The 23,925-nt window shown below is 64.0% G+C and carries 23 protein-coding genes and 1 pseudogene; 7 read left to right on the top strand and 17 right to left on the bottom strand.

The window, feature by feature from the left end; genetic code table 11:
* The first annotated feature begins 220 nt into the window (after positions 1-220).
* From KKY_RS17065 to KKY_RS17035, 7 genes are all read left to right on the top strand, one after another.
* Entirely contained in the window at positions 221-2,692 is a 2,472-nt protein-coding gene (locus tag KKY_RS17065; RefSeq protein ID WP_014132634.1) for a sensor histidine kinase, read from the top strand.
* 4 nt (positions 2,693-2,696) lie between these two features.
* A complete protein-coding gene (gene tsaE / locus KKY_RS17060) occupies positions 2,697-3,167 on the top strand; it encodes a tRNA (adenosine(37)-N6)-threonylcarbamoyltransferase complex ATPase subunit type 1 TsaE (RefSeq protein WP_014132633.1) in 471 nt (156 codons plus the stop codon).
* Between the two features lie 3 nt (positions 3,168-3,170).
* On the top strand, positions 3,171-3,914 hold the full coding sequence (locus KKY_RS17055; RefSeq protein ID WP_014132632.1) for a nucleotidyltransferase family protein: 744 nt from the start codon (positions 3,171-3,173) through the stop codon (positions 3,912-3,914).
* Complete coding sequence (gene addB / locus KKY_RS17050; protein WP_014132631.1) at positions 3,914-6,985, top strand: double-strand break repair protein AddB; 3,072 nt, start codon at positions 3,914-3,916, stop codon at positions 6,983-6,985. Before KKY_RS17055 ends, addB begins: the two co-directional genes overlap by 1 nt.
* A complete protein-coding gene (addA, locus tag KKY_RS17045; RefSeq protein ID WP_014132630.1) occupies positions 6,982-10,395 on the top strand; it encodes a double-strand break repair helicase AddA in 3,414 nt (1,137 codons plus the stop codon). Before addB ends, addA begins: the two co-directional genes overlap by 4 nt.
* Positions 10,396-10,503: 108 nt before the next feature.
* Positions 10,504-10,827 (top strand): thioredoxin, encoded by a 324-nt coding sequence (trxA, locus tag KKY_RS17040; RefSeq protein WP_014132629.1) that lies wholly within the window; start codon positions 10,504-10,506, stop codon positions 10,825-10,827.
* Between the two features lie 369 nt (positions 10,828-11,196).
* Complete coding sequence (locus KKY_RS17035) at positions 11,197-12,297, top strand: transporter substrate-binding domain-containing protein (protein ID WP_014132628.1); 1,101 nt, start codon at positions 11,197-11,199, stop codon at positions 12,295-12,297.
* A 101-nt stretch (positions 12,298-12,398) separates the two neighbouring features.
* On the opposite strand, the gene KKY_RS17030 is transcribed toward KKY_RS17035, so the two are convergent.
* The 17 genes and pseudogenes from KKY_RS17030 to KKY_RS16950 form a co-directional block, all read right to left on the bottom strand.
* Positions 12,399-13,691: a bifunctional folylpolyglutamate synthase/dihydrofolate synthase gene (locus tag KKY_RS17030; protein WP_014132627.1), complete on the bottom strand. Its 1,293-nt coding sequence runs from the start codon at positions 13,689-13,691 to the stop codon at positions 12,399-12,401.
* 88 nt (positions 13,692-13,779) lie between these two features.
* Positions 13,780-14,764: pseudogene (accD, locus tag KKY_RS17025) on the bottom strand (acetyl-CoA carboxylase, carboxyltransferase subunit beta); the annotation flags it as partial.
* A 136-nt stretch (positions 14,765-14,900) separates the two neighbouring features.
* Positions 14,901-15,770: a tryptophan synthase subunit alpha gene (gene trpA / locus KKY_RS17020; RefSeq protein ID WP_014132625.1), complete on the bottom strand. Its 870-nt coding sequence runs from the start codon at positions 15,768-15,770 to the stop codon at positions 14,901-14,903.
* Between the two features lie 133 nt (positions 15,771-15,903).
* On the bottom strand, positions 15,904-16,086 hold the full coding sequence (locus tag KKY_RS17015; protein ID WP_014132624.1) for a hypothetical protein: 183 nt from the start codon (positions 16,084-16,086) through the stop codon (positions 15,904-15,906).
* A 356-nt stretch (positions 16,087-16,442) separates the two neighbouring features.
* Positions 16,443-16,862, bottom strand: coding sequence for an SRPBCC family protein (locus KKY_RS17010; RefSeq protein WP_014132623.1), 420 nt, complete (start codon positions 16,860-16,862; stop codon positions 16,443-16,445).
* 10 nt (positions 16,863-16,872) lie between these two features.
* Positions 16,873-17,301, bottom strand: a complete 429-nt coding sequence (locus KKY_RS17005) for a DUF1801 domain-containing protein (RefSeq protein WP_014132622.1) — start codon at positions 17,299-17,301, stop codon at positions 16,873-16,875.
* A 9-nt stretch (positions 17,302-17,310) separates the two neighbouring features.
* Positions 17,311-17,739 (bottom strand): DUF1801 domain-containing protein, encoded by a 429-nt coding sequence (locus KKY_RS17000; RefSeq protein WP_014132621.1) that lies wholly within the window; start codon positions 17,737-17,739, stop codon positions 17,311-17,313.
* Positions 17,736-17,966 carry a hypothetical protein gene (locus tag KKY_RS16995; protein WP_014132620.1) on the bottom strand — a complete coding sequence of 77 codons (231 nt, stop codon included), beginning with the start codon at positions 17,964-17,966 and terminating at the stop codon, positions 17,736-17,738. The genes KKY_RS17000 and KKY_RS16995 overlap by 4 nt, the downstream gene beginning before the upstream one ends.
* The gene (locus tag KKY_RS16990) at positions 17,963-18,286 is read right to left on the bottom strand and encodes an ArsR/SmtB family transcription factor (RefSeq protein ID WP_014132619.1); all 324 of its coding nucleotides are present in this window, start codon (positions 18,284-18,286) and stop codon (positions 17,963-17,965) included. Before KKY_RS16990 ends, KKY_RS16995 begins: the two co-directional genes overlap by 4 nt.
* A 656-nt stretch (positions 18,287-18,942) precedes the next feature.
* Positions 18,943-20,163: a tryptophan synthase subunit beta gene (trpB, locus tag KKY_RS16985; protein WP_014132618.1), complete on the bottom strand. Its 1,221-nt coding sequence runs from the start codon at positions 20,161-20,163 to the stop codon at positions 18,943-18,945.
* A 13-nt stretch (positions 20,164-20,176) separates the two neighbouring features.
* Positions 20,177-20,824, bottom strand: coding sequence for a phosphoribosylanthranilate isomerase (locus tag KKY_RS16980; protein WP_014132617.1), 648 nt, complete (start codon positions 20,822-20,824; stop codon positions 20,177-20,179).
* Positions 20,824-21,174 (bottom strand): lipopolysaccharide assembly protein LapA domain-containing protein, encoded by a 351-nt coding sequence (locus tag KKY_RS16975; protein ID WP_014132616.1) that lies wholly within the window; start codon positions 21,172-21,174, stop codon positions 20,824-20,826. Before KKY_RS16975 ends, KKY_RS16980 begins: the two co-directional genes overlap by 1 nt.
* A 158-nt stretch (positions 21,175-21,332) precedes the next feature.
* Positions 21,333-21,614 (bottom strand): integration host factor subunit beta, encoded by a 282-nt coding sequence (locus tag KKY_RS16970; RefSeq protein WP_014132614.1) that lies wholly within the window; start codon positions 21,612-21,614, stop codon positions 21,333-21,335.
* A 71-nt stretch (positions 21,615-21,685) separates the two neighbouring features.
* A complete protein-coding gene (sppA, locus tag KKY_RS16965; protein WP_014132613.1) occupies positions 21,686-22,621 on the bottom strand; it encodes a signal peptide peptidase SppA in 936 nt (311 codons plus the stop codon).
* A gap of 34 nt (positions 22,622-22,655) precedes the next feature.
* Positions 22,656-23,168, bottom strand: a complete 513-nt coding sequence (locus KKY_RS16960; protein ID WP_014132612.1) for a GNAT family N-acetyltransferase — start codon at positions 23,166-23,168, stop codon at positions 22,656-22,658.
* The gene (locus tag KKY_RS16955; RefSeq protein ID WP_014132611.1) at positions 23,165-23,563 is read right to left on the bottom strand and encodes a VOC family protein; all 399 of its coding nucleotides are present in this window, start codon (positions 23,561-23,563) and stop codon (positions 23,165-23,167) included. The genes KKY_RS16960 and KKY_RS16955 overlap by 4 nt, the downstream gene beginning before the upstream one ends.
* The gene (locus KKY_RS16950) at positions 23,560-23,868 is read right to left on the bottom strand and encodes an ArsR/SmtB family transcription factor (RefSeq protein ID WP_014132610.1); all 309 of its coding nucleotides are present in this window, start codon (positions 23,866-23,868) and stop codon (positions 23,560-23,562) included. Before KKY_RS16950 ends, KKY_RS16955 begins: the two co-directional genes overlap by 4 nt.
* Positions 23,869-23,925 lie beyond the last annotated feature (57 nt).

Below are 23,925 nucleotides of genomic sequence, written 5' to 3'. Positions count from 1 at the left end.
CGGATCCGGGGCGCTTCGGCGCCCCTTTTGTTAACCTTTTGGGGAACAAATCAGGATCAGAAGGGCTGCTACGGACTGTGCAAGCCCTAAGTTATCCACGGGTCGTCAGTTTGACTCTTTTTCGCGATTCGCGGCGCGGTTATGGTTAACTGATTCGGGGGGCTGTCCGGCCACCTCAGGGGCAAGTCAAGGCAAATCATTGAGCAAGAGGGCATCAGGAATGCAGCCGGCGGGATTCCGGAGATTTACGGGATTCGTATCCGTTGGCGTTGCGGGCGCAGCGCTTATCGCCGCCTCCCCTGCCCTTGCCGCCCCTTTTGCAGCCACCGCCATATCGGGCGCCGCGCCCTATACGATGGCGCTGGGCGCCGCCGGGTTCGGGCTGGTGGCGACGCTTCTGGCGCTCAAATGGCGGCGGGAAGCGGAAGCCGCCCGCCTCGACGCCGGCGAAAAGCTGGGGGCGATGCGCGCCGCACTCGATGAATTCGAGGGGCTATTGGCGGGGATGCCCGAAGTCACCATCATCTGGCGCGACGCGGGGATCGAACCCTCGGTGATCGGGCCGATCACGGCGCTCTTGCCGGGGGAAAGCCGCCCCCAGGCGGTGCTCGAATTCCGCTCCTGGCTCGAAGACGAAGCGGCGCGGGCGCTGGCGGGACGGCTGACCGATCTGCGGATCGAGGGGCGGGTGTTCGAAACCTCGGTGACGGCGCGCGACGGGCGGATCATCCGGGCCACGGGGCGACTGGTGGGCGGCGCGGCGGTCGTGCGGCTGCGGCCATCGGGCGCCAATGTGGAACCGCCGCTCAAGGGCGCGGACCTGACCCGCCTGCCCTCGCCGGCCGAAGCACAGGCCATCCTTTCGAACCTCACCATCCCCGCCTGGCTGCGCGACAGGGACGGGCTGCTGATCTACACAAATGCGGCCTATCTTCATTTTACCCGCACGCTGGGGCTCAAGGGCGAGCGCGGCACGGCGCCCGATATTTTCGACGTGGCGACGCGCGAGCGGCATTTGAAGGCCATCGAGGATGCGGCCGATACCATCGCCTTTACCGAGGAGCACGCGATTGCCGGGGGGCTCGAACTTGTGCTGTTTCCGCTTTCGGGCGGCAGCGCGGGCTATTGCTACCTGCCGGTGGCGCGGGCCAAGCCGGCCGAAACCGAAGACGCCGAGCCCGATCTGGGGCATCTGACAACGGTGATCGATGCGCTCGCGACGCCCATTGCCGTGTTCGACAAGCGCCAGCAACTGACCCATTACAACACCGCCTACGCCAATTTCTGGGGGCTGGACACCGCCTGGCTCAACACCGAACCCAATGAAAAGGCGATCCTGGACAAATTGCGCACGCAAGGGGCGCTGCCGGCGGAGACCGATTATCGCGACTGGCGCGGCAAGCATCTGATGAGCTACGCGCTGACCGCGCCGCGCGAGGTGCCCTGGTATCTGCCCGACGGGCGCTGCGCCAATGTGATCGCGGCACCGGCCACCGGCACGGGCGGGGTGATCTATGTGTTCGAGGACATGACCGAACGGCTGGCGCTCGAAACCCGGCACAATGCGCTGATGCACGTACAGCGCGAAACGCTCAATGCCCTGACCGAAGGCGTTGCGGTGTTCGGCACCAACGGGCGGCTGAAACTGCACAATCCGCGGCTATCGATGCTGTGGAAACTGCCCATGAATACGCTGGGCAGCCACCCCCATATCGACGAGATCGCAAGGGCCTGCGCCGAGGCGTTTCCCGAGGACGGGCGGCGCATCTGGGGGGATCTGAAACAGCGGATCGTCGACCTCAACCCCACGCGGTCGGATACCAAGGGGCGGATCACCCGCGCCGACGGACGGTTGCTTGATTATGCCGTGGTGCGGCTGCCCGACGGGCAGACCATGATGACGTTCGTGGATGTTTCGGAAAGCGCCAATTACGAGCGGGTGCTGAAAGAACGCAACGAGGCGCTGATCGCGGCGGATCGGCTGAAAGATACGTTCGTTCAGAACGTTTCCTACGAATTGCGCTCGCCGCTGACCAACATTATCGGCTTTGCCGATCTTCTGGCCTCGGGCGAGGTGGGCCCGCTTTCCGACAAGCAGCGCGCCTATACCGATTATATCCGGTCTTCGAGCGCCAATCTGGGGCTTTTGATCGACAACATTCTGGACCTGGCGACGGTCGATGCGGGGATTGCTCAGCTCAACCCCGAAGTGCTCGATATTTCCACGCTGATCGAAAAGGCGCGGGCCGGGCTCGATGCGACCTTTACCGGCGGTGAGGAAAAGGTCGATCTGGCGGTCGAGATCGAGGACGATCTGCCGACATTTGTCGCCGATGGCACGCGGATCGTTCAGGTGCTTTATAATCTTTTGTCCAACGCGGCGCGGTTTTCCGATCCCGGCTCGCAGGTGCGGCTTACGGTTTCGGCGCGCGGCAATGAGCGGATCGCCTTTGCCGTCGAGGATGACGGGGTGGGCATTCCCGAGGATGTGCGCAACGCGATGTTCCAGCGCTTCGAGGGGCAATCGGTCGAGGGGCGCCAGCGGGGCGCCGGGCTGGGGCTGGCGATCGTCAAGACCTTCGTCAATCTCCATGGCGGCTCGGTCCTTATCGAGGGCCGCCAGCCGCGCGGCACGCGGGTGACGGTGATCATCCCCGCCAACACCGCGCTGGCCCAGAACGCGGGCGAATAGGGCCATGATCGCGCTGTTTGCGCCCGATGCGGCGGCGACCGATGCCATCGGGGCGGCGATTGCCGCGCATCTTTTGTCCGGAGATGTCGTAACGCTCAAGGGCGATCTGGGGGCCGGCAAGACCGCGCTGGCGCGGGCCATCATCAGGGCGCGGCTCGATGAACCCGAGCTTGAAATCCCCTCCCCGACCTTCGCCATCGTCCAGCCCTATCGTGGCATCATCCATGCCGATCTTTACCGGCTGGCCGATGAATCGGAAATCGACGAATTGGGGCTGATCGAGGACGAGGGCGATATCGTGCTTGTCGAATGGCCCGAGCGCGCGCCTTCGCTCATGCGGCGGCCGGGGCTGGGGATTGCCATCGAAATGGGCGCTGCGGGCAACGGGCGGGTTCTGCGCGTTACGGCAAGGGGCCGCGAACGCGAGGGGCTGGCCGAGGCGCTTGCGCCGTGGCGGGCCGAGGAGACACAATAGGCCATGAGCGATTCCTTTCCCATGCCACCGATTGCCATGCCCGATGTGATGCTGCTTGCCGCGGGGCTGGGCACGCGCATGCGGCCCCTGACCTTCGAAAAACCCAAGGCGCTGATCGAGGTGGCGGGCAAACCGCTGATCGATCACGCGATCGATGCAGCGCTGGCCGAAGGCTGCACGCGGTTCGTGGTCAATGCCCATCACAAGGCCGAAATGATCGCCGCCCATTTCAGCCGGCTTTCCAGCGCCCTGCCCGATCTCGGGTTTGCCGTGAGCCATGAGAAAGACCGGCTGCTCGATACGGGTGGCGGGTTGCGCAAGGCGCTTGAGCTTTTGAGGTCCGATCCGGTGCTGGCGCTCAACACCGACACGTTCTGGCTGGCCGGCAGCGATACGCCCATTGCGCGCATGCACGCATGTTATGGCGCGGGCGGGGCCGATGTCGTCTTGCTGTGTGTAGCGCCCGACAGGGCTTCGGGGTTTCGCAAGGGCGCCGACTATCTGCTGGACGGAGACGGGCAGATTTCCAGAACGCAGGGGCGGCCGATGGTCTATGCCGGCGCGGCGCTGATTTCGCGCGAACTGGCGGCGAGCGGGCCGGACGTGCCGTTTTCGCTCTACCGGCATTTCGAGACCGCGCGCGCGGCGGGGCGGCTGCGGGGCGTCGAAATCGGTGCGCCATGGTTTCATGTCGGTGACAGCCAGGCGCTTGAGCGCACCGAGCAGGATATCGGCGCGCTCGTGTGATGGCGCGTCCGGGTACCATTTTTTCCATAGCTCCGCACGCGCCGTTTCTCGATACGCTGGCGAACGCGATCATCGACGGACGGATTGCGCCGGGCTGGCGGCGCGAGGGGCCGTTCTGGCTTTCGGACTTTACCATCTATCTGCCCACGCGCCGGGCCGCCAACCGCTTGTCGCGCATCCTTGCCGACAGGCTCGGCGATGCCCCGATGCTATTGCCCGACATACGGCCGCTGGGCGGGGACGATCCGAGCACCGAACCGTTCATTCCGCCCTATGAGCCGGTGGAACTGCCCGGCGCCATCAACAGGTTCAAGCGGCGGTTATTGCTGGGCGAAATCGTCGAACGCTGGCTGGCGGTGACGGGCGAGGGCGCGTTTTCGGCCCCCGGTTTGGGCGGGGTTTCCGGTGCACCCAACGGGGCCGAAATCTTTGCGCTGGCGGATTCGCTGGGCACGCTGATCGACGATTTCACAATCGCGCGGCGCGATCCGCGCTCGCTCAAAGGTATCGAGAGCGAACACTTGCCGGCGCAATGGCAGGAGCACCTCGATTTCGTGACCTTCGTGCTCGATGCCTGGCCGCAGATTCTGGCCGCTGAAGGCGAGATGGAGGGGGCCGAACGCACAAATATCCTGCTTGAGCGCAAGGCGGCTTCGCTTGAGGTGGTGCATGAGGAGAGGCCCGTGGTGGTTGCCGGTTCGGCCGGTTCGATCCCGGCGACCGCCGACCTGATCGCGGCCGTGGCAAAGCTGGCCAATGGCGCCGTGGTTCTGGCCGGGCTCGATACACACATGGGTGGACAGACGCTGGCCGCTCTGGACGATCCGAAGCGCAATCCGCATGGGCATCCGCAATACGGGCTGGCGCGTCTGCTCAAGCGGGTCGGCACGCTGCCCGAGGCGGTGACCGAGCTGGCGCCTGAGGAGGCGCCGCGCACCAAAATTCTCAATGCGGCGCTGGGGCTGCCGGAGGCCACCGCGCAATGGCAGGCGGTTGCGCAAGGGCTGGGCGCCGGGCTGGAGGCGGGCACGGAGGGGCTGTCTCTCCTCGTGGCGCGCACGCCCGAGGAGGAGGCGCGGGCCATTGCCGTTTGCGTTCACGACGCGCTGAACGAGAAAAAATCCGTAGCGATCATTGCGCCCGACCAGACGCTGGCGCGGCGGATCTGCGCGGAACTGGCGCGGTTTGGCGTGCCGCTGGACGATGCGGCGGGGACGCCGCTCCTTTTGTCGCGGGCCGGGCGGATGGTGCGGCAGGCGGTGTCGGTGCTGGCCAATGGCCTGAACGCCGTCGATATCATGGCGCTGCTGCGCAACCGGCATGTGGCGCTGGGACTGGGGCGCGGGAGCGTGGCGTCGGCCAGCCAATGGCTCGATCTGGGTATCCTGCGCGGGCAAAGGCCCCTGCCCGGCTTTGACGGCTTGCGGCGCGCCGTTGCCGACAATCGCGACGGCGTGACCCGACGCCCGGCGCTCAAGCTCGATGCGGACAAGGCGCAGGCCGTGCTTGCGCTGATCGACGCGCTGGAGGCGGCGCTGTCGCCACTGGCGGAGCTTTTGGCGAAGGACGGATTTGCGGCGAGCGAGACCGCGGCGGTGCTGGGCGAGACAATCGAGCGTTTGAGGGACGTACCGCAGGGGGAAAAGCCGGCGCCGCTGGAGGGCGAGGACGAGCTGGCGCGCTGGATCGAGCTGGCCGCGCGGCAGGGGGCGCGGGGCCCAAGACTTTCGGGCGGCGGGCTGGGTTTTGCGCTCGATGGGCTGATGGCCGGCCAGAGCGTGCGGCCGCGCCAGCCCGACGCCGAGGATGTGCAAGTGTTCGGACGGCTGGAAGCGCGGCTGATGGATGCCGACCGGGTGATTTTGGCCGGGATGATCGAAACGGTGTGGCCCGAAGTGGCCGATCCGGGGCCGTGGATGAGCCGGGGCATGCGGCTGGCCGCCGGGCTGGAGCCGCCCGAAAAGCTGCACGGGCTGGCGGCGCATGACTTTCTGATGGCGGCGGGCGGGCCGGAAGTGGTGTTTACCCTGCCCGAGCGGGCGGGGACCTCTCCGGCCAATCCCTCGCGGCTGATCCAGCGGCTCGAGGCCTTTGTGGGGGGCGAGATCAATAAAAAGATGCAGGAGCGCGGCGCAGTCTGGGTGGAGATGGCCCGGCAGCTCGACGCAACCGGGCTGCCGCCCCAACCGGCGGGGCGGCCCGCGCCAAAACCGCCGGCGGATGTGCGGCCGCGCAAACTCTCGATCACCGAAGCCGAAACGCTGTTGCGTTCGCCATACGATCTTTATGCGCGTCACGTTCTGGGGCTAAAGCCCATCGATGCGCTTGGGGCCGACCCCGATCATGCCGAACGCGGTACGCTGATCCACGATATTTTAGGCGATTTCCTCACAGAAGGGCACGATCCTGCACATGCCGGTGCGTTCGAGGCGATCATGGCCATCGCTCGGGAGCGCTATGGGCGGCTCGATGCCATTCCGGCGCGGCGCGACATCTGGCTGGCACGGTTTGCCGCGATTGCGCGGGCGTTTCTCGATTTCGAACGGGGCAGGCCGCAGATTGCGGCGCGGATGGCTGAGATTTCGGGCCGGATCGAATTGCCGCTGAGCGATCCGCCCTTCGTCGTTTCGGGGCGGGCCGACCGGATCGACAGGACGCGGAGCGGGGGCCTCGAAATCATCGATTTCAAGACCGGACAGGCGCCGGCGCCCAAGGACATGAAACAGTTTTTTGCGCCACAACTGCCGCTCGAAGCCCATATGGCGCGGGCCGGCGGGTTTGTGGGGGCAGAGGGGCAGACCGAGGCGATGGCGTTCATCAAGCTTTCGCACGGGCCCGAGGCGCTCAAGATCACACCCTATGCGGCGCCGGACGGGATGAGCCTTTCTGAAGCGATCGAAACGAGTTTCACCCTGTTTCAGAACCATGTGGCGGCGATGCTGCTGCGCGACGATTTTCCGATGACGGCGCGGGTTCTGCCCAAGCCCAGCCAGCGCTTCAAAGGCGATTACGACCATCTGGCGCGCACCGAAGAATGGACGCTGATCGAGGGCGGGGAGGAGGGCGAATGAGCCGGGAAGACCTTTCCGTCCCGCCCGATACCAATGCCAAGCAGGCGCGGGTGGCCGACCCGCGGGCCAATGCCTGGGTTTCGGCCAATGCCGGATCGGGCAAAACCTATGTGCTCTCGCGCCGGGTGCTGCGGCTGCTGCTAGACGGGGCTGCGCCGGAGGCGATCTTGTGCCTGACCTATACCAAGGCGGCAGCCGCCGAAATGCGGCACCGGGTGACGGGCATTCTGGCCCGGTGGGCGCGGGCGGACGAGGCCGAGCTCGAGCGCGAACTGGCGGAGCTTTTGGGGCAGCGGGCCAGCGCATCCGAAAAGCTCAAAGCGCGGAGCCTTTTCGCCCATGCGCTCGATACGCCGGGCGGACTCAAGATCAACACCATCCACGCCTTTTGCGAGGCTGTGCTGCAGCGCTTTCCGCGCGAGGCGGGGGTACCGGTCAATTTCACGGTGATCGAGGAGGCGGACGCCACGGCGCTGTTGCGCGAGGCGCGCGAGGGGGTGATCGCCGAGGGGCTCAAGGCAGGCGGCCCGGTGGGCGAGGCCGTACGGGCGCTGTTCGATGCGCTCAGCGACAGCCAGATCGAAACCGCGATTGGCCAATGTCTGGACAACAGCCGCAAGCTGGGACCGATCCTTGCCGATCCCGAGCGGGCGATTGGGGCGATGCGGGCCGGGCTGGGGCTGGGGGCGGGCGAGACAATCGAAAGGTTCAATCGCGAGGTTGTGGACGGGATGCTGGTTGCGACCGCCGAATATCCGGCCATCTGGTCGCTGACCCCGCCCGGGGTGGCCAAACGGGCCGGGTTCGAAGACAAGCTTGAAAGGGTCGACAGGACATCGCCCACCGCCAGCCAGCTTTTCGCCGCTTATCTCACGGCAGCGGGGACGGCGCCCAAGCGCGGGTTTCCGGCCAAGGCGATTGCCACCGCCATGCCCGAGCTTGCCGAGCGGCTGGCGGCGGAGGCCGAGCGGCTCGAAGCGCTGTTTGAAAAATCCAAGGCGCTGACTATCGCCGAGAACAGCGCGGCGCTGACGCGGGTGCTGGCGGCGATCCTGAAGCGCTACGAGACACAGAAGCGGGCCCGTTCGCTTATGGATTTCGACGATCTGGTGGCGCGCACGGCAGCTCTGCTCGGCGACAGGGGCATGGGCGAATGGGTGCGCTACAAGCTCGATGCGGGGATCGACCATATTCTTGTCGATGAGAGCCAGGACACCAATCCCGAGCAATGGGCGGTGATCGACGCGCTGATCGACGATTATTTTTCCGGGACTGGGGCGGCGCAAAGGCCCAAGACGATCTTTGCGGTGGGGGACCCGAAACAATCGATCTATTCGTTTCAGGGGGCCGAGCCGAAACTGTTTCTGGACAAGGGCCGCGCGCTGGCGGCCGCAGCCAGGGCGGCGGGGCGCGAGTGGTACGGGGAGACGCTGGAAACCAGCTTTCGCACGCTCGAAGAAATCCTTGAGGGCGTCGACAAGGTGTTTGGCCGGCCCGATATCGCAGCATCGCTTCTGGCCGAGACGATCCGGCACGAGGCGGCACGGACGCGAAAGGGCGGGCGGATCGAAATCTGGCCGGTGATCGAAAATCCCGACAGCCCGGAGATCCCCGAGGCCTGGCCGACCGAGCCCGTGGAAAGCCTTGCGGCGGCGCCAAAGCAATTGGCCAACAGGATTGCCGATACGATTGCCGGCTGGATCGAAAGCCGGGCTCCGGTCGGGCCGGGGGGGCGGGCGATCCGGCCCGAGGACATCCTGATCCTCGTCCAGAAGCGCAAGGGGATTTTTCCCGAGATCGTGCGGGCGTTAAAGCAGCGCAATATCGCCAGCCCCGGCGCCGACCGGCTGCCGGTTTCGGCCCATATCGCCATCGACGATCTTCTGGGACTTGCCGATTTCCTACTCAACCCGGCCGACGATCTGACGCTGGCGGCAATCCTGCGTTCGCCGCTGTTTGCGATTTCCGAGGAGCAATTGTTCACGCTGGCTCATGGGCGGGGAAAACTGAGCCTTTACGAGCGGCTGGGCGCGAGCGATATGGAGGCGGCGCAGGCGGCTTATCAGCGCCTAGGCGGGCTGCGGCAGCGGCTCGATTTCGACCGGCCATACGAGTTTTTCGCGCATGTGCTCTACCAGCAGGGCGGGCTGAAACAGTTTCACGCGCGGCTGGGCGAGGAAGTGGACGAGGTGATCGCCGAATTTTTGGATCTGGCGCTCGAGCACGAGACGTCCGATCAGCCCTCGCTGACCGGATTCGTGGCGGCGATGCGGGCGTCCGACATCGTCATCAAGCGCGATCTCGTGGCCCGGGCGGCGGGCGTGCGGGTGATGACGGTGCATGGAGCCAAGGGGCTCGAAGCGCCCGTCGTGATCCTTGCCGATGCGGCGACCAAGCCGCGGGCGGTGTCCGACTGCGTCTTTTTCGGCACCCATGATGGCGATGCGTTTTTGCTCTATTGCCCGGGCAAGGACAGCCATTGCGAGGCGTCGCGGCCGCTGCGGGCCGAGGTGGAGGCGCGCAATATCGCTGAATATTGGCGCAATCTCTATGTGGGGATGACGCGGGCCGAGGAGGCGCTGCACATTGCGGGCACGCTCGACAGCCGGACAAAGGTCGAGGAAACCTGGTTCGGGGCGGTCTCGGGCGCGCTGGGCGGCGAGAGCGCCACGACCTCCGACCATCGGGGCGATGTGTTGCGGTTTCCGGCGCTGGAAGCCAGTGCAGTGGCGGCTGGGGAGGCGGGCGATGATGTGCGTGCCGCAACGCAGCCATTGACGCTGGGGCCGCCGCCAAGACGGGCCGGGCTGCCGATCATCACCCCATCGCGGCACGATGACGTGTGGGCACCGTTGGGGCTGGAAACGGCTGCGGAAAGCCTGCTCGATGCGCGCGGGGCCCGGATGCGGGGGATTGCCCTGCACACGCTGCTGCAGCATTTGAGTGCCGCACCTCAGGAGCGCAGGGAGGCTGTGGCGCTGAGCGCGGCGCAGACGCTTTTGCCCGACGATCCAGAGCTTGCCGGGCCGGTGGCCGAGCGGGGCCTGGCGATCCTTTCCGACCCGGATCTGGCCGGGCTGTTCGGCACTGACAGCCGGGCCGAGGTGCCGTTTTCGATTGTGGTGCGACAGGGCGACGCGAATGCGCGGCTGGAAGGGCGGATCGACAGGCTGGTGGCGGGGGAAAGCGTGCTGGTTGTCGATTATAAATCCGATGGCATGGTGCCCGAGCGGCCCGAAGCGGTTTCGGCGGGCTATGTGCACCAATTGGCCCTGTACCGGCTGGCGGCGCAGCGGCTTTTTGCGGGCAGGCGTGTCGAGGCGGCGATCCTGTGGACGGAAAATTCGCGCCTGATGACCCTTCCCGCCGGTCTGCTCGACGCGGCGGTGGGCGACGTCACGGTGCTGTGAGAAGGACGCGTGACAGGGAGGCTTGAACTGGCTTCCGACTCTGCCTAGCTATAGTGTAACGTAATTCTCAAAGGTCCATATGTGGGGCCTGACAATAAAGGTAGTGCCATGACCGGACACGTAACAGACGCCAATTTCTCCACAGAAGTCCTGGGCTCGAAAGAACCCGTGCTCGTCGATTTCTGGGCGGAATGGTGCGGTCCCTGCCGGGCGATCGCCCCGATCCTCGAAGAGATTTCGGGCGAGATGGAAGGCAAGGTCAAGATCGTCAAGCTCAATGTCGATGAAAACCCCGGCATCGCCGCGCAGTATGGCGTGCGTTCGATCCCGACCATGATCCTGTTCAAGGGCGGTGAGGCCGCCGACATCAAGATCGGCGCCGGCACCCCCAAGGCCGGATTGGTCAAATGGCTCGAAGGCCACGCCGCTTAAGCATCGGCCGGTGAGGGCTGGCTGCAAACGCAGGTTTTCTGCGCTTCCGGTCCTCACGTACAAAAGTACGCTCCGGTCATAGCCCGCGAAGCGTAGCTTCGCCGGGCGTTCTTCCCTGCAGAAGGTCCACTGGACCTTCTGTAGCCGGTCATCACTCTCGAAAGTCCCCCGTTTTCGCACAGCCCTGACCGGCCTTGAGACTCAGCAAATTAGAGATTTCTCGCCTCTCCTTTCGTTTTGGCGAGACAGCAGAACGCCTCCAGCCTTCGGGTTGGGGGCGTTTTGTTTATCGGGTGTAAACTTGTGAAATCGGGCGATTGAAGGTTCACTGGGCGTGCTGTTTGAACACCGCACGGGGACCGGGGCCTTATGTTTTTTCATTTCCAGCGTGTTGCGCTGTTCGCAATCATCGCCTTTTCAACGGCGATTGCCACAGGGCCGGCCAGCGCCCAGAGCGTTCCGCCCGCGGACGAGGCCCTGACTGTCGGCGTTTATGTTCATCCGCCGTTCGTGATGGAGGCCGACGGGCAATTTGAGGGCATGGCCATCGAGCTGTGGCAGTGGCTGGCCTCCCGCCTCGACCTCGAGAGCGAATATGTCGCGTTCAACACCGTGGGCGCGCTTGTCGATGCCACGGCGTCCGGCGAGGTCGACGTTGCTGTGACCAACATCACCGTGACGCGGGGGCGGGCCGAGCGGATCGATTTCACCCATCCCTGGTTCGACGCCGGTCAGCGCATAATGGTCAATGAATTTTCCGGGGGCGACTTTTCCGACCTTGTCGCCGGGCTCAGCGAATCGGGTCATCTGCGTGCCTATGGCTGGATCGCGGTCGTCATCATCGTCGCCACGGTTCTTGTGACGCTGTTCGATCGGCGCTTCGACAAGGATTTTCCCCGCCGCTGGCGCGATGGCCTTGCCGAAGGGTTTTACACTGTCATGTCGGTCGCAACCTCGGGAAAGCCGCCGGCACGAAAGAACCTGTTCGGCTGGATGGGGCGATTCTGGCAGGGGCTCTGGCTTGTCTGCGGCATCGCGGTGCTGGCCTATCTCACCTCATCGGTGACAAGCGTGATGACCACCCTCTCGCTCAACAACCAGATCAACACGGTGGCGGACCTTCCCGGACGGCCGGTCGGTGTGCAGCCGGGAAGCGTATCGGAGGATTACGCGCGGCAGGCCGGGCTCACGATCCGCCCGTTCGATCATATCGACCAGGCCGTCGAAGCGCTGGTCGCGGGCCGGATCGAGGCGATCGTCGGGGATGCCCCGGTGCTCGAATATTACGCCCACACCAATCCGCAACAATCGGTATCCGTTGTCGGCCCGATCTTTGCGCCGGACAAATATGGCTTTGGACTGCCCCAGCGCAGCGAGATGACGCGCCAGCTCTCGGTGGAACTGATCGGCGCGCATGAAAGCGGGCTGATCGCCGACCTCAAGACACGCTATTTTGGAGACGAGTCCTAGAGCCGTTGTCTTGTCGCGTGTTCGAAGCGCAAAACAGTTTCCACTTTTGCTGGGCACGCTCCAAATGGCGTTTGCGGCGAGGCCCGGAATAGAGCGCGGTTTCAAACCGGCGGGGTCCTGTTCTGCTTGAGCACAGCCCCCGCCAGATAGAGCGAGCCGCAGATGACGATGCGGGCGCCTTCGAAATGGGCGGCGCGCTGCAGGGCGGCGGGGATCGAGCGGGCAATGGTGGTGGACAGCCCGAGGGCCTTGGGGAAGCCGGCCAGGGCGCGGGCCGGCAGGGCGCCGGTTTCGCCGGGAATGGGGACGGTGAAGACGTGGCTGGCCATATCGGCCAGGGGCGAAAAGAAATTTGCGGCGTCCTTTGAGGCCATCATGCCGCACACCAGAACCAGCGGGGCGGGGCGGGCCTTGTTCATCTCCTTGAGCGCAGCGGCGAGCACCCCGGCACCGGCGGCATTGTGGCCGCCATCGAGCCAGAGTTCCTGACCCTCGGCGAGATAGGCCGACAGGGCGCCGCGCAGCGGCATCAGCCGGGCCGGCCAGACCACCGCACGCAGACCGGTGGCCAGCGCATCCTCGTTTTCGACAAGCGCGAAATGGCGCATGGCGGCAAGCGCGAGCGCCGCGTTGTCGATTTGATGGGCACCCGCGAGGGCGGGAAGGGGCAGGTCGAGCAACCCGTCCTCGTCCTGATAGACGAGCTTGCCACGCTGGGCAAAGCCGTCGAAATCGACCCCGGCGGCAAAGGGGGTAACACCGAATTTCTTCGCTTCGGCATCGATCACGTCCATGGCGTCATCGGGCTGGCGGGCCACGACCAGCGGGGCGCCGCGCTTGATGATGCCGGCCTTGGCCGAGGCGATCTCGCCAATCGTTTCGCCCAGGAACTGTGTGTGGTCCGACGAAATCGGCGTGATGATGGTGCCGAGCGGATTTTCGATGACGTTTGTGGAATCAAACCGCCCGCCGAGCCCCACCTCGAGCAGCAGATAATCGGCCGGTACGCGGGAGAACAGCAGGAAAGCTGCAGCGGTGGTAATTTCGAAAAAAGTGATCGGCTTGCCGGCATTGGCCGTCTCGCATTCTTCGAGGGCGGCGTTGAGCGCGCGGGCGGAAACGAATTTTCCCGCCACCCTTATCCGCTCGCGGAAGGCGACGAGATGGGGGGATGTATAGACGTGGACGCGCTTGCCCTGCGCTTCGAGCATGGCGCGCAGGAAGGCGATGGTCGAGCCTTTGCCATTGGTGCCGGCCACATGGATGACCGGCGGCAGACGGTCCTGGGGCCGGCCGATGGCCTCAAGCATGCGCTCGGTGCGCCCAAGCTCGAGATCGATGAGCTTGGGGTGGAGCGTGAGCAGCCGCTTGAGAATCGCGTCGGTGCGGGACACGGCTGACCTATTTGCTTGGTCGCGCGGACCGAACCGAAAAAGTCTGCAACTTTTTCTGGCCGCGCTCTGGTTTGAATTGCCTACTCAGCGTGGCCGGCGACGGGGGCGTTGGCGAGGAAATCTTCGTCGCCATCGCTTTCGGCGGCAAGCGCGGCATCGCGGGTGGTGACGGTGGCCACCGTCGCCCCGGCCACGGCACGCGCTGCGGGAATGGCCTCATTGACCGGAGCCCGGGTCAAAAGGCCGATCAGCGAGCCGATGGTGGAACGCAGATTGTGGCGGGGGGCGGCCCTATCGACCATGCCGTGCTCATAGAGATATTCGGAGCGCTGGAAGCCCTTGGGAAGCTTTTCGCGGATGGTCTGCTCGATGACGCGCGGGCCGGCAAAGCAGATCAGCGCGCCGGGTTCGGCGATCTGGACGTCGCCCAGCATGGCGTAGGACGCGGTGACGCCGCCGGTCGTGGGATTGGTCAACACCACGATATAGGGCAGGCCCGCTTCGCGCAGGCGCTGGACAGCAACGGTGGTGCGGGGCATCTGCATGAGGGAGAGAATACCTTCCTGCATGCGGGCGCCGCCCGAGGCTGTGAAGATCACGAAGGGGAGCTTTTTTTCCACCGCCAGTTCGAGCCCGGTGATGATGGCGGACCCTGCCGCCATGCCGAGCGAACCGAGCATGAAATCGCCGTCCTGCACGGTGACCACGGTCTCCTGACCATAGAGCTTGCCGGTGGCGACAACAATCGCATCATCGCGCCCGGTGGTGTTGCGGGCTTCCTTGAGACGGTCGGTGTAGCGCTTGGTGTCGCGGAATTTGAGCGGATCGGCGGCCACAGAGGGCAGGGCGATGGTGGTAAACTCGCCATCGTCAAAGAAGTGGCCCAGCCGATCGGCCGGCTTGATTTTCATATGGTAGCCCGAATTGGGCACGACCCACTGATTGGCCTCGAGATCGCGATGGAACACCATTTCCCCGGTTTCGGGGCACTTGACCCACAGATTGTCCTCGACCTCGCGGCGATTGAGGAAGGAGCGAATCTTGGGGCGAACGACGTTGTCGATCCAGTTCATTTTTTCTCGTCTCAGCTTTTCATTCGGGCGGAAAGCGCTGCCCAAGATGTAGGAAGCAATTGTGGCAATACTATCAGCTTCTGGCCGAACGCGCACTTAGAGCCGTCCGAATTTTCAGTGAAAATTCCGGGCCGCTCTAATTTCCTGTTTTGTCGCGCTCTCGAAGCGCAAGAGTGGCGTCCACTCTTGCTGAGAACGCTCCTTGCGAGAGAGCGCGGACCAGATTGTGAACAGCCTGTGGAGTGCCCAGGCTGGCGCGGCCGTTTTCGAGCGATTTTTCGATGGCCGTGACCAGCGCGGACCCGACAACGACCCCATCGGCGTCCCTGCCGATCAGCGCCGCGTCCTCGACCGATTTGATGCCGAACCCCACGGCAACGGGCAGATCGGTGACCGATTTTATGCGGTTGACCGCCTCGCCCACCGCAGCGCGGTTCTTGATCTCGGCGCCGGTGATGCCGGTCATCGAGACGTAATAGACAAAGCCCGAGGCATTGTTGAGCACGGTGGGCAGGCGGTGTGCGTCGGTCGTGGGCGTGGTCAGGCGCACGAAATTGAGCCCGGCCTTTATCGCGGGGAGGCAGAGTTCGTCATCTTCCTCGGCGGGGAGGTCGACGACGATCAACCCGTCGACGCCCGATGAGACTGCGTCGGCGATGAACTTTTCGACGCCGTAAATGTAGATGGGATTGTAGTAGCCCATCAGAACGATTGGGGTTTCATCATCCCCTTCCCGGAAGCGGGCGACCATGGCCAGCGTTTTTTCAAGGCTCATGCCGGCGGCGAGGGCGCGCTGGCCGGCGAGCTGGACGGCGACACCATCGGCCATGGGATCGGAAAAGGGCATGCCCAGTTCGATCACATCGGCGCCCGCCGCGGGAAGCCCGGCGAGAATGGCGTCGGCGGTTTCGGGATCGGGATCGCCCGCCATGACAAAGGAGACGAAGGCGGGGCGGTTTTCGGCCCGTGTCTTTGCAAACCGCTTGTCGATGCGCGAGGCGCCCATGAAATCTCCGGAAGGGAAAGGCCAATGATTACCGGGATAAAGGACAGGTTGACGCTCAAGTCAACTCCATCAGCACAAAAGGCACCCGGCCAGAGGCGGGGTGCCTTTTTGATATCGGCGCGTCGGCGGGAAACTACTTGGAGTTAAACGCGGTATCGAAAGCGTGGCGAGCCAGATCGGCGCGATTGAGACCGCGCGAACGGAGCGCATCGTCCGACATGTTGGACAGGTCGGAATAAAGGTTCGAGGCGTTGCGGGCGCGGCCCACGTCACCGAAAAAGCCCGAGATGGAATCGAAAATCCGATTGCGTGCCATTGTTCAAATCTCCTGAGAACTGCCTGATTTCTTGAGATTTAAATGCGCCTGCCGGGGGCGATAAACAAGCGCTCAATGGGTATTCCAGCCATGCGCAAAGCGGGGGGCTGACGGCCAATGGACACTCGGTGCACCTGGCCGTCACGCCCAAAGGGCATTCAACTCAGGGTGGCCTGCAAATGACAGTTTGCTGCGCTTCCGGTGCTCACGTACAAAAGTACGCTCCGCTCATAGCCCGTGAGCTCAAGCTCGCCGGGCGTTCTTCCCTATCGAAGGTCCACCGGACCTTCGATAACCGGTCATCACTCTCGAAAACCGCCATTTTCGGCTCACCCTGAGCTGAATGTCGCTCTGTCTTACGCCTTGCCCTCGGCCAGCAGTTTTTCGAGGTTGGCGAAGTTTTCTTCCCAGCCCCATTTGGCGCCGCCGATGGCCTGTTTCTGGTTGGGGTTAAAGCCGGTCTGCTCCATGCGCAGATGGGTGCCGGTCGCCGTGGCGGTGAGGGTGAAGACCACGACGCTTTCCAGCGCATAGGCCGGATCGGAGTGCGGGTGGTTCCAGGTGTAGGACAGGGTCTTTTCCGGCTCGATGGCCAGCACTTCGCATTCGACCCCGCCCCAATCGCCGCGCAAGGTGAAGTTGTGCCCGATTTCGGGCTTGAAATCGGTCTTCATCAGCCACTCCTCCATCAGATGGGGCTGGGTGAGGGCACGCCAGATCTTTTCGGGCGGAAAGGGGATTTCGCGTTCGACGGTGACGGTGACGGGTTCGGCCATGATGGTGTCCTTAGTCCGATTTTCTGGTCCGGGCGGGTTTCTTGACGGAATTGAGGGTCGCGGCGGCGGCGATGAGCGCCTTGAGGGCGGCCTCGTCGATCTTGTCGCCTTCGTGGATATCGATGGCGCGGCGGGTGTTGCCCTCGAGGCTCGAATTGAACAGCCCTTTGGGATCATCGAGCGAGGCGCCTTTTGCGAAGGTCAGTTTGACGTAGGTCTTGTAGGTTTCTCCGGTGCAGACGATGCCGGCATGGGACCAGACCGGGGTGCCGCGCCATTTCCATTCCTCGACAATTTCGGGAACGGCCTCGTGGATGAGCGCACGCATTCTGGCGAGGGTTTTTCCGCGCCAGTCGCCAAGATCGGCGATGCGGGCATCGATGAGGTCCGAGGCGCTCGCCGTGGACGGAGCGGCCCGGGTGTCATTGGGTCTAGGCATGGGTAAAACTCACATTTTTTCGCCGGGCAGCTTGCTGGCCTGTTCGATCCACGAGGCGAACCGGGCCTCGTCGAACCCCTTGTCCTCGTAGACATCGAGATAGCGCACCGCCGGATATTTCGAGGTGCCGGGGGGCGGCGGATCGAGATCGCTGCCCTTAAAGAAGGTCACCTTCACGTATTTGGTCATGCAGTGGTAGGAGGTGAACCAATAGTCCTTTTCGACCCCGTAAAAGGGCGAGTTCCATTTCACCGCCTTTTCGACCCCGGGCACGACGCGCTCAATGATGGCATCGAGGCGGCGGCCGATATCGCCCTTCCAGCCCGGCATGGCCGCCAGATATGCGGCGACCGGGCCATTGCCATAGCCCTTGGGAATCTGGGGGTTGCCGCCCGACAGCAGCACCGGCTTGTCTTCGGGTTTGCTCATGGGGATCATGCTCTTTCGCTTACGCGCCGCCCGCCGCGCCATTTGAGGGCATAGGGTAGCACGAACAGATAAAGGCCGGTGAAAAGCAGCAGGAACAGGGGAATGAGGGCCAACAGATAGACCCAGAAATCGGGCTCCTCGCCGCCGCCAAGGGCAATGAAATTGACGACGACGCCAAGCGTGAAGGCGATTGCCAGCCAGCGGTGAATCTGGCGGAACCAGGCGTTGATTTTCATTGATCCATTCTCCTCAACACATCCTCGAGATCGTCGAAACGGCTGTTCCAGAACCCGGCCATCTGGCGCGTCCAGTCGGCCAGGGGGGCCAAAGCATCGATGCGGGCGCTGTAATGGGTGTGCCGGCCCTCGTGGCGGTCTGAGACCAGCCCCGCCTGCCGCAGCACGCCGAGATGCTTTGAGACCACCGGCTGGGAGACGCCGGCGCCCTTAGTCAACGTACCGACCGTCAACTCGCCGTTTTTGCACAAACGCTCGAAGAGGGCCCTGCGGGTGGGATCGGCGAGGGTTCGGAAGAGAGCATCATGGGTGGCGGACATTGATGACATATATCCCGTTGGCTATGGATTAATGTATAGCTGGAGAGGTATGTGTTTGTCAATTCGCTTTATTGCAATCAAAGGAAATAGCCAGAAGCGAGGCAGACGCATAGCTTTTGCGGCATGCGTTTGGAGCCGCGCTGAGACATTGGACTCCGGGGCGACAGGAGGCAGGGTTTGGGCAAGCGTCGCAAGCGCTGGGGGTACTGGGTCCCGGGACTTCGCCCGGGATGACGGTGGGGAGGAGGCAAGGCGACGTGACACTGCCAGCGCTCAAGGCCCCCTCACCCGTATGGCTGCGCCATCCGACCTCTCCCCCAAAGGGAGAGGTGAAGAAGGCTGCAAGCGACGTGAAACATCCCTCCCGTGGGAAAAATCGGTGCTTGCGGAGCAAGGTCCCGGGTGAGGGCCTTGGCAGCGGGGCGCTAGGACCAATCGACATTCAGCGCAGGGCGAGCCGAACCGAAGGTCCGCGCCAGCGAAAATGGCGGCTTTCGAGAGTTCTGACCGGCTACAGAAGGTCCGGCGCGCTTAGGCTCGCGGGCCATGAGCGGAGCATACTTTCGGGTACATGAGCATGGGAAGCGCGGACCCGACGGGCTGCGTCAGCGAATACTGCCATTTGCAGGTCGCCATCAGTTGAATGTCGATTGGTCCTAAAGCGTCATGCCCAGATGCTTGCCGACGGATTCGACGTCCTTGTCGCCGCGGCCGGAAAGGCACAGGACGATGATCTGGTCCCTGTCCATATCGGGGGCCAGTTTCATCACGTGGGCGAGGCCGTGGGCGCTTTCGAGCGCCGGGATGATGCCTTCGAACTTGGTGCAGGCCATGAAGGCGTCGAGGGCCTCCTTGTCGGTGACGGGGACGTAGTTCACCCGGCCGCTGTCGCGCAGGAAGGAATGTTCGGGGCCGACACCGGGGTAATCGAGGCCGGCGGAAATCGAATGGCCTTCGAGGATCTGGCCGTCGGCATCCTGGAGGAGATAGGTTCGGTTGCCGTGCAGCACGCCGGGGCGGCCGCCGGTCATCGAGGCGGCGTGGCCGTTTTCCACATCGAGCCCGTGCCCGCCGGCCTCGGTGCCGAAAATCTTCACGTTCGGCTCGTCGAGGAAATCGTGGAAGGTGCCGATGGCGTTGGACCCGCCGCCGATGCAGGCGACGAGCGCATCGGGGAGGCGGCCTTCGGCCTCAAGAATCTGGGTGCGGATTTCCTCGCCGATCACCTTCTGGAAATCGCGCACCATTTCCGGGTAGGGGTGCGGGCCGGCGGCGGTGCCGATCAGGTAATAGGTGGTCTCGACATTGGTGACCCAATCGCGCAGCGCCTCGTTCATGGCGTCTTTCAGCGTTCCGGCGCCGGCGGTGACGGGGCGAACCTCGGCGCCGAGCATTTTCATGCGCAGCACGTTGGGCATCTGGCGCTCCACGTCGGTGGCGCCCATGAAGATGGTGCAGGGCAGGCCAAACCGGGCGCAGACGGTGGCCGTGGCCACGCCGTGCTGGCCGGCGCCGGTTTCGGCGATGATGCGGGTCTTGCCCATGCGCTTGGCGAGAAGAATCTGGCCGATGCAATTGTTGAGCTTGTGGGAGCCCGTGTGGTTGAGGTCCTCGCGCTTGAAATAGATCTTGGCGCCGCCAAGTTCGGCGCTCATGCGCTCGGCGAAATAGAGCGGGGAGGGACGCCCGGCGAAATGGGTGCGCAGATCGTCCATTTCGGCGAGGAATTTTTCGTCGGCCTGGGCGGCGCGATAGGATTTTTCCAGATCGAGGATCAAGGGCATCAGCGTTTCGGCCACGAAGCGTCCGCCATAAATGCCGAACTTGCCGTTCTCGTCGGGCCCCTGACGCAGGGAATTGGCGCTTTGCTGGCTCATAAATACCTAAACCTTACTGTGCCGCCGCCCGGGCGCTGGCGATGAACCGGGTAATCAGCCCGGCGTCCTTTACGCCCTTTTCGCGCTCGACGCCTGAAGAAACATCGAGGCCGAAGGGTTTTAAGGTTTTGACGGCGCGGGCCACGTTGTCACTGTCGAGCCCAGCGGAAAGCATGAAGCGGACCGCAGGGTCAAGACTTTCGAGTAGCGACCAGTCAAACACCGCGCCCAGGCCGCCGGGACGGGTGGCATCTTTCGGCGGCCGCGCATCGAGGATCAGCCGGTCGGAGACCGGCCGATAGGCGGGAACCTGACGCACGTCGTTTTTATCGCCGATGGGCAGGGCCTTGATGATCTTGAGCCCCGAGCGCTCGCGGATATCGGCAACGCGGCCCTTGGGCTCTGAGCCGTGGAGCTGGAGCCATTGGGCGCCGGTTTCGACGGCGGCGGCGACGGTATCGTTGTCGGGCTCGACCAGCAGGATGACCGTTTCGATCCTGTCGCCGGCATGGGCCACGAGCGTTTCGATCTTATCGAAAGGGAGATGGCGCGGGCTTTTTTCGAAATGGACGAACCCCACCATGTCGGCGCCCTCGGCGATGACATGATCGAGGATGTCGGGGGTTTTGACCCCGCAGATCTTGATGATGGGCTGGTCCATCAGACCAATTCGTCCGTGGCGAGCAGCGCAGGGTCGGGCTCGCGGGCCGGAGCGCGGCGCGAGCGTTCGAGATCGGCTTTGAGCTTTTCGTTTTCGCGGCGCAGGCGGCGTTCTTCCTTGCGGTGCCCCGCCTGCGTGAACCAGACCGAGAGGCCGCCGAGCGAAATGCCGACGAACAGCACGGCATAGATCACCAGAAACAGCGGAACGCCGAAGCCGGGCGCCGCCTCATCGGGCGCGACAAGAGGATTGAAATTGAGCGCGACCATGTGCCGGTTGGCCAGGGCAAACACCAGGACCAAAAGGCAAAGGGGCACGAGAACGAGCCAGCCGACGATGCGTTTGCGCATAAGAGTTCACTACATGGTTGCCGCGTGGGCAGCGAGGAAAGCGCCGCCGGCGCTGCCGGTTACTGGATCCCGGATCACGTCCGGGATGACGGCGGGGACAGGCTCGAGCTTCCGATCCCTTGCCGCAACAGTCTGCAGGCCCATAGGGGCTGTGCGGTTCAGCCGCCGTTGAGCCGTTCGCGGATTTCCTTGCCGGCCTTGAATTGCGGCACGTATTTTTCGCCCACATCGACCTGTTCGCCGGTGCGGGGGTTGCGGCCGACACGAGCCGGGCGGTTCTTGACCGAAAACGCGCCGAAGCCGCGCAATTCGACCCTGTCGCCCCGGGCCAGCGCGTCGCCGACCTCGTCGAGGATGGCGTTGACGATGTTTTCGATATCGCGATGGAAAAGATGCGGGTTTTCGGCCGCAAGCTTTTCGATGAGTTCGGACTTTATCATGGTCTGTCGCACGCCCCCCGGCGCAGTTGGGGTGTTTTGCACCCTCGGGCTAAAGTGTTGTGGCGTTGTTCTTATCGGGCGTGAGGGTGCCAAAGCGAGACCAGCCCGTCAAGCGGCAAGCCGGGCCAGCCGGTTTCTCCCAACGCACCGGCAAGAGAGCCGAACACCAGATCGAGCCAGCCCGGCGCACGCCGGGGTGGCCACACCGGGACGATTTCGAGCTCGGGAGCGATTTCACGCTCGGCCTGCAACCAGGCCAGGGCTTCGGGCTCGCCACCCGCCGCATCGACCAGCCCGGCATCAATCGCCATGATGCCCGAAAGAATGCGGCCATCGGCCAGGGCAAGGGTATCGGAACGGGGGATGCCGCGGCGTTCGGCGACCAGATCGACGAAATACTGGTAGGAGGAATCGACGAGGTCGACCAGCGAGTCGCGCACCTGGGGCGAAATCGGCTCGTCGAAATCGGGCTTGCCCTTCAAAGGCCCCGAGGCGACCTTGTCGAGATCGACGCCAAGGGTTTCAAACAGGCCCGAGGCATCGACGTGCTGGTAATAAACGCCGATGGAGCCGACGATGGAAAGATTGCGCGCGTATATCCTGTCGGTGGCGATGGCGGCCATATAGGCGGCAGAGGCGCCCAACTCGCCGATTGTCGAAACGACGGGCTTTTGTTCGGCCAGAGCGCGCAGGGAGGCATAAAGCTCCTCGCCGCCTGCCGTGGTGCCGCCGGGGGAATTGATGGCGACGATGATCGCGGCGACCGAATTATCCTCTGCGAGGTCCTCGAGCAGGGCGGTGCGCTCGGGATCGGTCGTGATGGCGCCCGAAATGGTGACGCGGGCGACGACATCGGCGGCGGGGGTCATCAGGGGCACGAAACGCGCAAAGCCGACCACCACCGCGATCGCCAGCACGAGGAAGGCGAAAATCCGCCAGCGGCCGCGCGAGCGGCGCAGGGCACGGGTGACGGGGATGGTTTCCAATGGATCGTCCTGGAGCGACATGGGGGCGTCCGGGTTGGTTAAGTCCCGAAGATGGCTACCGCTTAGATGGCTCGGGCGCAAGTTTGGAGCGGACCATGTAGCAGGCATCGGACGCATAGCTTGCCAGTTTTTCCGCGAGGTGGGCTTCGTCGGTCACGGAAAACCCCATGCGGGACCAGAAGGGAACCGAGCCGTTGACGGCGACGAGGCTGAGGGGACCGAAAGGGATAGCGCGCCGGGCGAGGGTCTGGACGATCCGGCGCGCCGCGCCGCTGCCACGAGCGGCGGGGAGCAGGGCCAGATCGTGAATATAGAGCGTGTCGCAGAGGTCGGGCAGGCGCCCCAGCACCGTGTTGAGCGCCGGGAGGCCGCCGAGGCGATAGGGGTGCGCAAGGACATAGCCGGCGGGGGCGGCGTCGATTTCGAAAAGGAAACAGAAATCGGGGGCTATGGCCTGGCGGTCGGCAAAGACCGCATCGTCCTCGGGGAAATCGGGATGGATCCGGGCCGCGATTGCCGAGACGGCGGGGATGTCCGCAGCAAGCAGCGGGCGCCAGCGGACTGTCACGGCTGGCCGGCCATTTCGACGATTTGGATGAGATTGCCGCAGGTATCATCGAAAACGGCCATCTTGACCGGGCCGGCATCGGTGGGGGGCAGGGTGAAGACAACGCCAAGACCGGTGAGGCGCGCATATTCGGCGTCGATGTCGTCGACCTGAAACGAGGTCAGCGGGATGCCATCGGCGACGAGGGCCTTTTTGAACGGCGTCGTGGCGGGATGGCCGGAGGGTTCGAGCAGCAGTTCGACCCCATCGGGCGCGTCCGGGCTGACGACGGTCAACCAACGGTTTTCGCCATCGACGGGGATATCGGTCTTTTTGATGAAGCCGAGCCTGGTGGTATAAAAATCGAGGGCCTTGTTCTGGTCGTCGACAAAGACCGATGTGACGTAGATTTTCATTTTTGGTCCTCCTGGAAGGATTTCAGCCAGCCCGACTGGAGCTCGGCAATGGGTGCGGCGTTGAGGCTGTGGAGTTTTGTGGTGCCCTGCCATTCGATTTCGATCAGCCCTGCCTCCTCGAGCGTTGTCAGATGCCGCGAGAAGCCCTGACGCGTCTGGCCGATGCCGTGATTGGTGACGACGCGGGTAAACAGCTCGAACAGGGACTGGCGGTCGCGCTTGTCCAGTTCGGCAATGATGATCCGCCGGGTCGTATCGCCCAGGGCGCGGAACAGGCGGTTGAGGGCTTCGTCGTCGGTGGTCACGGCGGCTTTATGCAACACTTTTGTTGCATAGTCAATCCATGCGGTGCGTCACCTCGA

Origin of the sequence: Pelagibacterium halotolerans B2 (assembly GCF_000230555.1) — a bacterium.
Lineage (GTDB): Bacteria > Pseudomonadota > Alphaproteobacteria > Rhizobiales > Devosiaceae > Pelagibacterium > Pelagibacterium halotolerans.
The sequence above is the reverse complement of the archived record's forward strand: the minus strand, read 5'-3'. Positions and strand labels throughout refer to the sequence as shown.